This is a genomic window from Streptomyces sp. NPDC001880 (assembly GCF_053594575.1).
Map to the genome: position 1 here is coordinate 1 of NZ_JBSFET010000125.1, position 12,462 is coordinate 12,462.

A 12,462-nucleotide genomic window follows, 5' to 3' on the forward strand; every position below is an offset into this window, starting at 1 on the left:
CACCGTGGAGTCGGCGGTGGCAGTACCAGTCGACCCACTCGGCCGTCGCGAGTTCGACTTGGGAAAGTGTCCTCCAGGGCCGGCCGGATTTGATCGAGCGGGTGGCCGTTCCACCAGGCATCGAGGCGGATGAGGTTGAGCGCAGCGGCGGAGAAGACGTGCGACGGGCGAGGCGACCGCCCTTTTGGCGTCCCTGACCTGGCAACAGCAGCGGGCCCGCACAGTTCCGGCTGTGCGGGCCCGCTGCTGTTGCTCCCAGACTTTGCGACAGCGTACGACCGTGCCGCCTGTTCGTCCGCCTCCTGTGCGGGAGAAAAGCGGGAGAAGACTGGGAGACGAGTGGGAGACGATCACGACGCGTAGATGCACGGCAATGCTAGAAAGCGCTAGATCAGAATAGAAGTAGAGAGTGGATCATCCGGCAGACTCGCCCGCGTGCGGGCTCAGGACTCCCGCACCGACCAGGACAAAGAGCAAAATGCCCAGAATGATCCGGTAGATGACGAACGGCATGAAGCTCTTGGTCGTGATGAACTTCATGAACCAGGCGATGACCGCGTACCCCACACCGAACGCGATGACCGTCGCGAAGATCGTCGGCCCCCACGACACATGTCCCTCACCCGCGTCCTTCAGCTCGAAGACCCCCGAGGCGAGCACCGCCGGGATCGCGAGCAGGAAGGAGTACCGGGCCGCAGCCTCGCGGGTGTACCCCATCAGCAGTCCGCCGCTGATGGTGGCTCCGGAGCGGGAGACACCCGGGATCAGCGCCATCGCCTGACAGAAACCGAAGATCAGGCCGTCCTTCACACCGAGTTCCTTGAGCGTCTTGCGCTCCCTCGCGGCCCGGTGCTTCCCGCCCACCTCGTCGCGGGCGGCGAGCCGGTCGGCGATCCCCAGGACGACGCCCATCACGATCAGCGTGGTGGCGATCAGCCGCAGATCGCGGAACGGGCCCTCGATCTGGTCCTTGAGCGTTACACCGAGCACGCCGATGGGGATGGATCCGACGATGACCAGCCAGCCCATCTGGGCGTCGTGGTCGCCGCGCATCGACCGGTCGGTCAGCGAACGGAGCCAGGCCGAGACGATCCGGACGATGTCCTTGCGGAAGTAGATGAGGACTGCCGCCTCCGTGCCGATCTGGGTGATGGCGGTGAACGCCGCACCAGGGTCGTGCCAGCCGGCGAACGCTGCGGTGAGCCGCAGATGCGCGCTGGAGGAAATCGGCAGGAACTCGGTCAGTCCCTGAACGAGGCCCAGGACGAACGATTCGAACCAGCTCATGGGGCTTTGGCCATCCCGGGGTGATCGTGCATCGGCCGACGGCAGCGAGGGCCGTCGGCAGCGTGCGCATTGCGGTCGATTGAGGGCAGGCCCGTCACAGGCCTGGACATCTTCGGTCGGTCGCGGGCAGGGTACCGCCCTCAGATGAACAGCGTTACGCGTCCCCCGGGCCGCCCACCGCCCCGGTGCCCGGCGCCGGGCACCGGGGCAGTCAGGCGGTCAGGCGGTGGCGCTTGTGCCAGGCGACGACCGCCGCGCCGAGCCCCGTCAGCACGATGAAGCCCATCGCTGCGAGGAACGCCGGAGACGTCGGTGACGAGGCCTTGCTGCCCGCGACGACATACGCCGCGGTGTTCGGGATCGAGCCGAGCCCGGTGGCCACCAGGAACGGCGGATACCCCATCCGCGACACCGCCGCACAGTAGTTGGCCGCCGCGAACGGCACACCCGGGAACAGCCGCAGTGCCAGCATGGAACGGAACCCGTGCCTGCTCAACTGTCCGTCCGCGGCCTTCAGCCACCGCCCGCGCAGCAGCGTACGGAGCGCGTCCTGCCCCAGCACCCGGCCCAGCCCGAACGAGATGCCCGCACCGAGCACCGTCCCCGCCAGCGCGGCGGTCAGTCCCGCCTGCGTACCGAAGAGCGCACCGGCGGCAACATTGAGCAGCGGCCGCGGAACGAACGCCACGGTGCACACGCCGTACGCGACACCGAACAGGATCACCGCAAGGGCGCCACCGCTGAGCCGGGTGGGCCAGCCGGTGGCGATCAGCCGCTGGGGTTCGAGGAGGAGCATCGTCGCCGCGGCGCCCAGCAGTACGGCCACGAGCAGCGAGAACCGGGACCAGGGCGAGAGCAGCGCCCTCGTGCAGCGCACGGCGAGGCCGGTGGCGGGCCGGGCGGCGGGGACGGGGTCGAGCATGCGGGGAGAGTAACCGACGCCGGTGGGCGATCGCCGTAACGGGCGCGGCGGCAGCCGGGCAGCGAGGCGGCGCCCCCGCGCCCGCCCCGGCGGCCGGCGCGGGCCGACTCCCTTGACGCGACTGCGGCGTCCGCGCGAAAACCATTCGACGCGGCCATGTACGTCCGACATGATCGGACCCATGTTCCGGTACGCCTTCCTCGCAGCGCCGTCCGCAGTCGCGGACGCGCCGAAGGCTGCCGTGAGCCCCGTCACCGCAGCACTTTTCGCAGCAGCGTTCACCGCAGCCGCGGCGTCCATCGGCGGCGCCCGAAGCTGACCCTCCCCCGACAGTCCGGCGGACCCCGCAAGGGGAGGGTCGGCCGGGCCCTGGGGTCTTCTCTCTCAGCTTCGAACACCAAGGAATGGACCAATGCCCAAGACGGCATACGTGCGTACCAAGCCGCACCTCAACATCGGCACCATGGGCCACGTCGACCACGGGAAGACGACCCTGACCGCCGCCATCACCAAAGTCCTCAGCGACCGGGGTACCGGCACGTTCGTCCCGTTCGACCGGATCGACCGGGCGCCGGAGGAGACGCAGCGAGGCATCACCATCAACATCGCGCACGTCGAGTACGAGACCGACACCCGTCACTACGCGCATGTCGACATGCCGGGCCACGCCGACTACATCAAGAACATGGTCACCGGCGCCGCCCAGCTCGACGGGGCGATCCTGGTCGTCTCCGCGCTCGACGGGATCATGCCGCAGACCGCCGAGCACGTGCTGCTCGCCCGCCAGGTGGGTGTCGACCACATCGTCGTCGCTCTCAACAAGGCGGACGCGGGCGACCCCGAGCTGACCGACCTGGTCGAGCTGGAGGTCCGCGAGCTGCTCTCCGCGCACGGCTACGGAGGTGACTGTGTGCCCGTCGTGCGGGTCTCGGGCCTGAAGGCGCTGGAGGGTGACCCGCGCTGGACCGGGGCCGTCGAGGCGCTGCTGGACGCCGTCGACACGTACGTACCAATGCCGGTCCGCTACACCGACGCGCCGTTCCTGCTGTCGGTGGAGAACGTCCTGACCATCACCGGCCGGGGCACCGTCGTCACCGGAGCCGTCGAGCGCGGCACCGTCCGCATGGGCGACCGGGTGTCGGTGCTCGGACCGGACCCGGACATCGAGACCGTCGTCACCGGGCTGGAGACCTTCGGGAAGCCGATGGAGTCCGCCCAGGCCGGTGACAACGTGGCTCTGCTGCTGCGCGGCGTGGAGCGCGACCGGGTCCGCCGCGGCCATGTGGTCGCGGCGCCGGGCAGTGTGACACCGAGCCGGCGCTTCGCCGCGCAGGTCTACGTCCTGTCGGCGAAGGAGGGTGGCCGGACCACTCCGGTCACCACCGGCTACCGGCCGCAGTTCTACATCCGCACCGCGGACGTCGTCGGCGACATCGACCTCGGCGAGGTGGCGGTGGCGCGTCCGGGCGACACCGTCGACCTGACCGTCGAGCTGGGCCGTGACGTCCCGCTGGAGATCGGACTCGGCTTCGCGATCCGCGAGGGCGGCCGCACGGTCGGCGCCGGCACCGTCACCGGCGTCCTCTGAACGGCGACGCACCAAGGGCTGCCTCCTGTACCCCACGGGAGGCGGCCCGCCGCCGTGCGCAAGACTGACGGCATGACAGACACAGCACTGGTTCTGGGTTCCGGCGGTGTCACCGGAGGTGCCTGGGAGACCGGGATCCTGTACGGGCTCGCGAAGTCGGGCGTGGACCTCTCCGCGGCGGATCTGATCATCGGCAGCTCCGCGGGAGCGATGGTCGGCGCACAGCTGGCCTCCGGACTGCTCGGCCTTCCCGAACTCTACGAACTCCAGCTCGCCGACCCGCAGGACATCACGGGCGGCAAGCTCGGCATGCTCACCCTGATGCGTTACGCGGGGGCCGTACTCTCCGCCCGCACTCCCGAGGCGTACGGCCGGAAGCTGGGCAGGATCGCGCAGAACGCCCGGCTCGACGTCACCGCGGAGGAACGGCGCGCGGCGATCGCGGGCCGTCTGCTGTCGCCCGAGTGGCCGGGGCGGCCCCTGGTCGTCACCGCTGTCGACGCCACGACCGGACAACTCCGCACCTTCGACAAGGACAGCGGGGTGTCCCTCGCCGACGCCGTCACCGCGAGCTCCGCGGTCCCCGCCGTATGGCCCGTCGTCCGCATCGACGGGCGGTCCTGGATCGACGGCGGGGTGCACTCCACGGCCAACGCCCAGCTCGCCGCCGGGTGCGGTCGCGTCGTCGTCATCGCCCCCTCGGCCAGTGGCAACAGGGCCATCGCCTCGCCGGGTTCGCAGGCCGCCGCGCTTGCCGCGAACGGTGCCCGGGTCGAGGTCATCACCCCGGACGCGGCGGCGAAGAATGCCTTCGGCCGCAACCCCCTCGACCCGCGCTGCCGCGCCGCGGCCGCCCGCGCCGGGCTCGCCCAGTCGACGGCGCACACCGAATCCGTGGCTGCGGTCCTGAGCAGTTGATCCGGCACCCCACAATGGGTGAGTGAACGACTCGATACCGGTCATCCGGGACGTGGACCAGGGCACCGCCAGGCTTCTCCCCGACGTGGACCGGGACAAGGCCTGGCTGCTCACCGTCGACGGCGCGCCCCAGTCCTACGTCGACCTCGACGCGCCGGACCACCTCGAATTCGAGTACGCGCGACGGCTCGCCCACGTCATCGACTGCGCGGCGGCCCCGGGCGCGCCACTGGACGTACTCCACCTCGGCGGCGGTGCACTCACCCTGCCCCGCTATGTCGCCGCGGCCAGGCCCGGCTCCCGCCAGGACGTGGCCGAGGCCGACCTCGGGCTCCTCGAACTGGTCGCCGAGCGGCTGCCGGTCCCCGACGGCTGCGGGATCACCGTGCACGGCGCGGACGCCCGCAGCAGACTGGAACAGACCGCGCCCGGCTCCCTCGACGTCCTGATCGCGGATGTCTTCGGCGGCTCGCGCGTACCCGCCCATCTGACCACCGTCGAGTACGCGCAGGCTGCCCGCCGGTCGCTGCGGGACGGCGGAATCTACGCCGCCAACCTCGCGGACGGTGCGCCCTTCGGCTTCCTCCGCTCCCAACTGGCCACCTTCGCGGCCGTCTTCGAGGAACTCGCACTGATCGCCGAACCCGCGGTGCTGCGCGGCCGGCGCTTCGGCAACCTCGTCCTCGTCGCCTCCCCGAGGCCCATCGACACCGCGACGCTGACCCGCCGCTGCGCCGCCGATGCCTTCCCCGCCAGGGTCGAGCACGGCGCCGCGCTGGACCGGCTCACCGGCACCGCCCAGCCGGTCGGCGACGGTGCGGCGGTCGCCTCACCCGAGCCGCCCGACGGAGCCTTCAGCATCGGCTGAGGCCGGTCCCGGGCCCTTCGCCACCTCTGTGCCGGCGGGGGCCCGGGTCAGATTGCGTACCTCCGGCACGAACAGCACGGCCCCGGTGACCAGCACGATCAACGCCGCACAGCCCCACAGGGCCTCGCTCCGCCCGACCAGCGACTCCACCGGGCCGGCGAGCGCGGTGGCCACCGGCATCATCGCCACCGAGCCGAACCAGTCGTATGCCGAGACCCGCGAGAGCTTTTCCTCCGGGATCTCCTGATGCATGGCCGTCATCCACGAGACCCCGAACACCTCGATGGCCACCCCGCTGACGAACATCACCAGGCAGAGCGCGCCCACCGGCAACGGCACGGCGAGGCCCGCTGCCGGAAGCGCGAGCGGGAAGACGCAGAGAGTTCCGGCCAGCAGCAGCCGCCGGGGCTTCCAGCGCGTCATCAGCAGCGCCCCGCCCAAGGTGCCGGCTCCGAACGCAGCGAGCGCGAAGCCCCAGGGGCGGGCGCCCCCGAGCTCGTCCCGGGCGACCAGCGGACCGTACACCGACTCGGCCGCACCCACCGCGGCCACCACCACCGAGAACTGCGCCACGATGCTCCACAGCCAGGGGCGCCCGACGAACTCCTGCCAGCCGTCCCGCATGTCGGCGAGCAGGCCGCCGCCGGGCGCGCGCGGAGGAATGTGGCTGACGTCCAGAAAGGCGCGCAGCGCACCCGCCACCGCGAATGCCGCGGCATCGACGGCGAGCACCCAGCCCGGGTCCATCGCCGCGATCATGGCGCCGCCGAGCGCCGCGCCGCCGATCGACGCGCCCTGCATGGCCATCCGGAACAGCGCGAAGGCCCGGCTCGCCTGCTCACGGCTGACGCTGGACATCAGCATGCCCTCGGCCGCCGGGCTGAAGAACGCCTGTCCGGTGCCGCACAGCGCGGTCAGCAGCATCATCTGCCACAGCTTCGGATCACCGGCCAGGACCAGCCAGGCGAACGCGGCCTGCGAAAGGCAGTTGAGGGTGTTCGCCGCGACCATCACCCGGTGGCGCGGCAGCCGGTCCGCGATCGCCCCGCCGACCAGCAGGAAGAGAACCAGGGGCGCGGTCCTGGCGGCGGCCACCAGACCGACGTCGCCGCCGTCACCGCCGGCCTTCAGAACGGCGAACGCCGCCGCGATCAGCGCGCCATGGGTACCCAGGCCCGTGATGATCGCGGCGGCGGTCAGCAGACGGTAGTTGCGGCCGGGACGCAGCGGACGGGACGCGGGGGCGGAGGCGACAGTCACCAAGGGACTATCGCCTCCGAACCCCCGCCGTGCCAACTGTTTTCCGGGGGAGGGGAAAGGGGTCAGTCGGTCTTGACGACATCCACCAGCCGCACGGTGCTGAGGATCTTCTGGATCGTCGTGTCCGGGAGTTCGTCCTTGACGGAATCGGCTCCGTACAGGACCCAGGACGCGAACTCACCCTTCTTGTTCTTGAAGGTGAAGGCGATGGCCTTGCCGTCGCTGTCACACTTCTCCTTCTTCGTGACGTTCGGGGCGGTGGCGGTGACGACCTGGCCGGTGAGACCCGACTTGGTGGTGTACTGCTTGGCCTCGGTGAACTTGATGGTGCTCTGCGGCATGTGCTGCGCGTAGGCGGCCCACACCCAGGTGCCGGCCTCGCTGTGGGCGTTCTTGGCGGCGTCGGTGGCGCCCTGGGCGCCTCTGGTGCCGGCGCTCGCGAGGCTCATGTCCTCCTTGACGCCGTCCTTGTCGGGGTCGTCCACGCACCATTTCTTCTGGAAGAACGCCGGCGCGGAGAAGAGGATGAGGGGCGAGCCGTCCCCTTTCTTCTCGTCCTCGAAGTACGAGCCTGTGCCGGGCCTCCCGACCTCCCAGTCCCCAGGCACGTCGAACTGCGTGCCCCACTTGGGGTTGGTGACGACCTTCCACCCGGGGATGAGCGGCTTGGGATCCCCGTCGTCGCTGCGCGGGTTCGCCTCGTCGGAGGCCGACTCGGACGGCTTGGCGGGCGCCGAGGACTGCTTGTCGTCGGCGACGTCCTTGCCCTCGTCGTCCTTGTTCATCACGACGACACCGGTCACCACGGCGGCCACGACGACAGCGGTGGCCGCGACGATCGCGACGGCGGTGGTCTTCTTCTTGTTGTTGTTGCCGGGCTGCGGCGGACCGGGCGGACCGGGCACCGCGTACTGCGGCGCGGTCGGCTGCTGGTACGGGTTCGGCTGCGGATAGCCGGGCTGCTGTCCCGGCTGCGGATGCCCCGGCTGTCCCTGCTGCTGATATCCCGGCTGCTGATAGGGATTCGGCTGCTGGTACCCCGGCTGCTGGTAAGGGTTCTGATTCTGGTCCTGCGGGTTTTGCTCGCCCCCGGGCGGCTGCTGTCCTGGCCACATGGCCAGTAACGATAGAGGGGTGGTGGCCGGGCTGCTACGCCCGCCCCCGTGTGCGGACGGTGAAGGATGTGACCAAGGAGGGGTGCCGAGGGAGTCCGGGAATGGTCAAAAAGTTCTACTCATGAGTAACATCTGGTCATGAGCGCTGAACAGATGACCGTCGGCGAGATGCTCGTCTCGACGGTTCCGATGGCCCGGACCCTCAACCTCGAGTTCCTGGAGACGACCGCCGAGCGCGCGGTGGTCCGGCTGCCGGACCAGGCCGAGTACCACAACCACATCGGAGGACCGCACGCCGGAGCGATGTTCACGCTGGCGGAGTCGGCGAGCGGGGCGATCGTCATCGCCGCCTTCGGCGACCAGATGTCGCGCGCCGTGCCGCTGGCGGTCAAGGCGGAGATCGGCTACAAGAAGCTGGCCAAGGGTGTCGTCACCGCGACGGCGACCCTCGGCCGCCCGGTGGCCGAGGTCGTCGCCGAACTCGACGCGGGCCGGCGGCCGGAGTTCCCCGTGGTCATCGAGATCCGGCGCGCCGACGGCGCGGTGACCGGTGAGATGACGGTCGTCTGGACGCTGCGTCCCAACGCCTGATCCCGGCCGGCTCCGCGAAGAGCCGTCACGCCCCAACAACTGGGCGCGTGGCGGCTCTTCGTGCTGTTCGCCCGGATGGCAGGACAGGTAGGCTTCCCGCCGTGCGCCGAGGAGTTGCCCGGCGGGCAACGGACATTCGGTTAACGGGAGGATCGGCGTTGCACATCCAGGAATGGCTGGAGACCATCCCCGCGGTCAGCGTCTATGCCCTGGTGGGCGTGGTCATCGGACTGGAGAGCCTCGGCATTCCGCTGCCGGGCGAGATCGTGCTGGTCAGCGCGTCACTCCTGGCCGCCGGGCACGACGGAATCAACCCGTGGATCCTCGGCGCCTGCGCCTCGGCCGGTGCCATCATCGGCGACTCGATCGGATATGCCATCGGCCGCAAGGGCGGCCGGCCGATGCTGGCCTGGCTCGGCGGGAAGTTCCCCAAGCACTTCGGCGAGAGCCAGATCGCAATGGCGGAACGCTCGTTCCAGAAGTGGGGCATGTGGGCGGTGTTCTTCGGCCGCTTCGTGGCGTTGCTGAGGATCTTCGCCGGTCCGCTGGCGGGCGTACTGCACATGCCCTACTGGAAGTTCCTGATCGCCAATGTGTTCGGCGGCATCGTCTGGGCGGGCGGCACCACGGCCGTCATCTACTCGGTGGGAGTCGTCGCCGAGGCCTGGCTCAAGCGGTTCTCCTACCTCGGCCTCGTGGCAGCGGTGCTGATCGGCGTCACTTCGATGCTGATCATGAAGAACCGGGCCAAGAAGGCGGCGGAGCGGATGTCGCCCACCTCGGCGACAGTGCCGGCCGCGGACTGACCGGACGCGACGGTACGGCGCGGGCGCAGCGGACCCGACGGGCGCCCGCTACCGGCTCTCTTCGCTCAGCCCTCGTGGGCCCGGCGGTGCGCCTTGGCCAGCTCCACGTAGCCCACCGCGTTGAACTTGATGCCTTCGAGCTCCTCCTCGGTCAACCGACGCTTGACCTTTGCGGGGACTCCGGCGACCAGCGAGCCCGGGGGCACCTGCATTCCCTGCGGGACCAGTGCCTGTGCCGCGATCAGTGAACCGGCGCCGATGCGGGCACCGTTGAGGACGGTGGACCCCATGCCGACGAGGACGTCGTCCTCGATGGTGCAGCCGTGGAGCACGGCGTTGTGCCCGACCGAGACGCGCTCGCCGACCGTGACGGGGAAGCCGGGATCGACATGGACGCTGCAGTTGTCCTGGATGTTGCTGTCGGCCCCGATGACGATCGGACCGCAGTCTGCGCGCAGCACGGCGTGGTACCAGACGCTGGAGCCCGCGGCCAGGGTGATCTCACCGATGACGACCGAGGTCGGTGCCGTGAAGGCCTCCGTGTCGATGTCCGGCTCCTTGCCGCCCATTCCCATGATCAACGCCTGCTCTGCCATCGCCCGTTCCTCCGTGCTCAGGTGTCGTGCGGCCGCGGTCGTCCGGTCCCGGCGGTGGCCACGGCTGTTCGACCGCGTCGATCGCGTAGGAGATGCCGATCGCGTAGGAGAGACGGTATGTGACGGCCGGTGGAACGCGGCCGAGTGGGGTGAACATCACAGGTTGCCGCGGTGATCGGTCCGGGCGCCGCCGACTACCGTGAGCGAGTGCCGACGAACAGGAACGCGTTCTCTTCCCTTGCCGCCTGGCGGCGGCGCGCCCTGTCCCGGGCCGTCCACCGCGGCTGGCGCTGGCTGCAGGAGACGGGCGCGGTCACCGCGGACCGCCCGGGCGCGCTGCGCTTCCGCCGGATCGGCCCGGGCACGCGGCTGGCCTTCCCGCAGGGCACGGTCTTCGGCGAGCCGTGGATCGAGCTCGGCTCGCACTGTGTGATCGGTGAGCAGGTCACGCTGACGGCCGGACTCATGCCCGACCTCGACCTCGGCCCCGATCCGATCCTGACCCTGGGGGACGGGGTGGTGCTCGGCCGCGGCAGCCATGTGGTAGCCGACACCACGGTGACCATCGGCTCGGACACGTACTGCGGTCCGTACGTCTACATCACGTCGACGAACCACAGTTACGACGATCCGCACGAGCCGGTCGGCCGGCAGTGGCCCCGCATGGAGCCGGTCGCCATCGGGCCCGGCTGCTGGATCGGCACCGGAGCGGTGATCCTCCCGGGCGCCGTGCTCGGCCGCAACGTGGTGGTCGCCGCGGGGGCGGTGGTGCGGGGCGAGGTGCCGGACCATGCGGTGGTGGCCGGTGCCCCTGCCCGTGTCGTACGCAGCTGGGACGCCGAGAAGGGCTGGCAGCCGCCGCTGCGCACCCCCGCGCCGGTGCCGATTCCTGCGGGCGTCACCCCCGAGCAGCTGCTGGCCCTGGCGGAGCCGGGCGAGACGGAGGACCCGTCCGCCGGCTGACCCCGGCCTCGGCGACGCCCAGCGACCCGGGCGGGGAGACGGCCGGCCGAGGGCCGCGTGGGCGCTGTCGGCGCGGTACGCATGCGCGCTGCCATCGGCCTCTCCGGCAATGCCGGCCCGGCTTCCGGCCGCCTCGACCTGTTCACCGCGCCATTCGCCGCAGCGGTGTCCTCGGACTGGGGCGGCTGTGCCGCCGAGCAGATCATTCATCATCAGGAACTGAGAGGGCGACCGCCGATTGCCTGCGCCGGGGCTCTCAGCCGGGCGAGTGGCACAGGGCCCGCACCGGCGGCACGGCCCGGTGGGAACTCAGCCAGCGCGTGGCGAAGTCGACGGCGTCGGTGATGCGGAAGAGGCGGCTGGTCGACGAGCCGACCGGGCCGGTGCGCACGGCCGCGGCGTCGTGCGCGCGGACGAAGGCCGCGCCCAGGGCCGCGAAGTCGCTGTCGTCCAGGGCGACGTCCTCGTACTCCCACCACTGGCGGCGTCCCCCGGCCGTCACCACGCAGCGGTAGCTCCGGCGGGGCGGGGCGGGTACCCGGTACTCGCCGAGATGGAACGCGGTGCAGGTGTCGAATCCGGTGCCGAGCAGGAGCACCTGGGCCCGCAGGTCGTAGAGGCGGGCCAAAGGAGAGTCCTCGCCGAGGTGGCAGTCGGGTCGGTGACCCGACAGCAGGTTCCGGGCCGGCGGGCCGAGCGCGGCGAAGGAGGTCTGCGGATGGCCGCTGCGCGCCGCACCTGCGCTGAGCCGCACCGCCTCGGCGAGGCTGCCCATCGACGGTGCGGCCGAGGTCGCCGGATCGAAGGGCGGCATGCTCGCCCGTACCGCCTCCCGGGCCCGGTCGTCGAGGCCACGCACCCGGTCGAGGTAGTGCGGAGACGTATCGGAGTTCTCCGGAGTGAAGGCAGGGACGACGAGCGTGCCGTGTGCCCCGAGGGCATCCCGCAACGCGCCGGCCATCGCGTGGACCCCGCCGCTCACCGGGCCCACCGCGCGCATCGAGGCATGCACCAGAAGGACACCGCCGGGCTCCACACCGAGCTCGTACAGCTGCCCGGCCAGCCCGCTCCGGCTGTGGGTGACGGACGGCGCAGTGGTAGTGGTCACAGCCCGCCATTCTCCCAGCCGGGCGCCGGGCGCGACACCACGCACATCCGGACGAGGGACAAGGGTGCGCCTGGCGGGCTTCCCTAACTTGATCTTTAACCAGTACGGCGTGGTCGTGGGGGCGTTGGCTTCTTCTGTCTCGTGTCTGTTCTGCCGGTGGTGTGCACGTCGTGGCGTGGGGTGGGTTGCGTGTTCTTGCGGCCTGGTGGCCGTCCTGGGCCGGGGCGGGAGGGTTTCGGTGCTCCGGCTGGGCAGGCGGCTTGCGGGCGGAGGTGCCGAAAGTCGCGGCGGACGCGTGCGGGGGTGAGCCTGTCCGGCGGGGTCGGTTTCTCCCACGGCCTTCGGAGGTCTGCCGCGAGCGGGCGGGCGAGCCGGAGCTGGGTGAAGGCGGCGACGATCAGCCAGGTCCAGCGGTCGGCGGCTTCAGGGGTGCGGATCTT

The 12,462-nt window shown here is 70.8% G+C and carries 13 protein-coding genes and 1 pseudogene; 7 read left to right on the top strand and 7 right to left on the bottom strand.

Annotated features, from left to right (window positions below; all coding sequences use genetic code 11):
• Positions 1-414: 414 nt before the first annotated feature.
• Together ACWCQ6_RS32995 and ACWCQ6_RS33000 are read right to left on the bottom strand one after the other, a co-directional pair.
• A complete protein-coding gene (locus tag ACWCQ6_RS32995; protein WP_451095534.1) occupies positions 415-1,287 on the bottom strand; it encodes an undecaprenyl-diphosphate phosphatase in 873 nt (290 codons plus the stop codon).
• A gap of 211 nt (positions 1,288-1,498) precedes the next feature.
• Complete coding sequence (locus ACWCQ6_RS33000; RefSeq protein WP_451095536.1) at positions 1,499-2,209, bottom strand: TVP38/TMEM64 family protein; 711 nt, start codon at positions 2,207-2,209, stop codon at positions 1,499-1,501.
• A gap of 181 nt (positions 2,210-2,390) precedes the next feature.
• On the opposite strand from ACWCQ6_RS33000, the gene ACWCQ6_RS33005 reads away from it, so the two are divergent.
• From ACWCQ6_RS33005 to ACWCQ6_RS33020, 4 genes are all read left to right on the top strand, one after another.
• Positions 2,391-2,528, top strand: a complete 138-nt coding sequence (locus ACWCQ6_RS33005; protein WP_451095538.1) for a hypothetical protein — start codon at positions 2,391-2,393, stop codon at positions 2,526-2,528.
• Positions 2,529-2,621: 93 nt separating this feature from the next.
• The gene (gene tuf / locus ACWCQ6_RS33010) at positions 2,622-3,797 is read left to right on the top strand and encodes an elongation factor Tu (RefSeq protein WP_451095540.1); all 1,176 of its coding nucleotides are present in this window, start codon (positions 2,622-2,624) and stop codon (positions 3,795-3,797) included.
• Positions 3,798-3,869: 72 nt separating this feature from the next.
• Positions 3,870-4,715, top strand: coding sequence for a patatin-like phospholipase family protein (locus tag ACWCQ6_RS33015; RefSeq protein ID WP_451095542.1), 846 nt, complete (start codon positions 3,870-3,872; stop codon positions 4,713-4,715).
• A gap of 22 nt (positions 4,716-4,737) precedes the next feature.
• Positions 4,738-5,583: a spermidine synthase gene (locus tag ACWCQ6_RS33020; protein WP_451095544.1), complete on the top strand. Its 846-nt coding sequence runs from the start codon at positions 4,738-4,740 to the stop codon at positions 5,581-5,583.
• Here ACWCQ6_RS33020 and ACWCQ6_RS33025 read toward each other — a convergent pair.
• On the bottom strand, positions 5,545-6,843 hold the full coding sequence (locus ACWCQ6_RS33025; protein ID WP_451095546.1) for an MFS transporter: 1,299 nt from the start codon (positions 6,841-6,843) through the stop codon (positions 5,545-5,547). The genes ACWCQ6_RS33020 and ACWCQ6_RS33025 overlap by 39 nt on opposite strands.
• 62 nt (positions 6,844-6,905) lie before the next feature.
• Positions 6,906-7,958 carry a hypothetical protein gene (locus tag ACWCQ6_RS33030; RefSeq protein WP_451095548.1) on the bottom strand — a complete coding sequence of 351 codons (1,053 nt, stop codon included), beginning with the start codon at positions 7,956-7,958 and terminating at the stop codon, positions 6,906-6,908.
• A gap of 153 nt (positions 7,959-8,111) precedes the next feature.
• Here ACWCQ6_RS33030 and ACWCQ6_RS33035 point away from each other — a divergent pair, with 153 nt between their 5' ends.
• On the top strand, positions 8,112-8,549 hold the full coding sequence (locus tag ACWCQ6_RS33035) for a DUF4442 domain-containing protein (RefSeq protein ID WP_451095558.1): 438 nt from the start codon (positions 8,112-8,114) through the stop codon (positions 8,547-8,549).
• A gap of 158 nt (positions 8,550-8,707) precedes the next feature.
• Positions 8,708-9,355, top strand: coding sequence for a DedA family protein (locus ACWCQ6_RS33040; protein ID WP_451095550.1), 648 nt, complete (start codon positions 8,708-8,710; stop codon positions 9,353-9,355).
• Positions 9,356-9,420: 65 nt separating this feature from the next.
• Here the strand turns inward: ACWCQ6_RS33040 and ACWCQ6_RS33045 are convergent, their stop codons facing one another.
• Complete coding sequence (locus ACWCQ6_RS33045; RefSeq protein WP_451095552.1) at positions 9,421-9,951, bottom strand: gamma carbonic anhydrase family protein; 531 nt, start codon at positions 9,949-9,951, stop codon at positions 9,421-9,423.
• 207 nt (positions 9,952-10,158) lie between these two features.
• Between ACWCQ6_RS33045 and ACWCQ6_RS33050 the strand changes: the two genes are divergently transcribed.
• Positions 10,159-10,914 carry an acyltransferase gene (locus ACWCQ6_RS33050; RefSeq protein ID WP_451095554.1) on the top strand — a complete coding sequence of 252 codons (756 nt, stop codon included), beginning with the start codon at positions 10,159-10,161 and terminating at the stop codon, positions 10,912-10,914.
• 256 nt (positions 10,915-11,170) lie between these two features.
• Here ACWCQ6_RS33050 and ACWCQ6_RS33055 read toward each other — a convergent pair whose 3' ends face one another.
• Both ACWCQ6_RS33055 and ACWCQ6_RS33060 read right to left on the bottom strand, forming a co-directional pair.
• Positions 11,171-12,022, bottom strand: coding sequence for an aminoglycoside N(3)-acetyltransferase (locus ACWCQ6_RS33055; RefSeq protein ID WP_451095556.1), 852 nt, complete (start codon positions 12,020-12,022; stop codon positions 11,171-11,173).
• A gap of 95 nt (positions 12,023-12,117) precedes the next feature.
• Positions 12,118-12,462 (bottom strand): annotated as a pseudogene (locus ACWCQ6_RS33060) (NF041680 family putative transposase); the annotation flags it as partial.

Excerpts from the sequence above, each read along its gene's own strand:
- ACWCQ6_RS32995 (WP_451095534.1), bottom strand. The coding sequence starts at position 1,287 with ATGAGCTGGTTCGAATCGTTCGTCCTGGGCCTCGTTCAGGGACTGACC.
- ACWCQ6_RS33000 (WP_451095536.1), bottom strand. The coding sequence starts at position 2,209 with ATGCTCGACCCCGTCCCCGCCGCCCGGCCCGCCACCGGCCTCGCCGTG.
- ACWCQ6_RS33005 (WP_451095538.1), top strand. The coding sequence starts at position 2,391 with ATGTTCCGGTACGCCTTCCTCGCAGCGCCGTCCGCAGTCGCGGACGCG.
- tuf (WP_451095540.1), top strand. The coding sequence starts at position 2,622 with ATGCCCAAGACGGCATACGTGCGTACCAAGCCGCACCTCAACATCGGC.
- ACWCQ6_RS33015 (WP_451095542.1), top strand. The coding sequence starts at position 3,870 with ATGACAGACACAGCACTGGTTCTGGGTTCCGGCGGTGTCACCGGAGGT.
- ACWCQ6_RS33030 (WP_451095548.1), bottom strand. The coding sequence starts at position 7,958 with ATGTGGCCAGGACAGCAGCCGCCCGGGGGCGAGCAAAACCCGCAGGAC.
- ACWCQ6_RS33035 (WP_451095558.1), top strand. The coding sequence starts at position 8,112 with ATGACCGTCGGCGAGATGCTCGTCTCGACGGTTCCGATGGCCCGGACC.
- ACWCQ6_RS33045 (WP_451095552.1), bottom strand. The coding sequence starts at position 9,951 with ATGGCAGAGCAGGCGTTGATCATGGGAATGGGCGGCAAGGAGCCGGAC.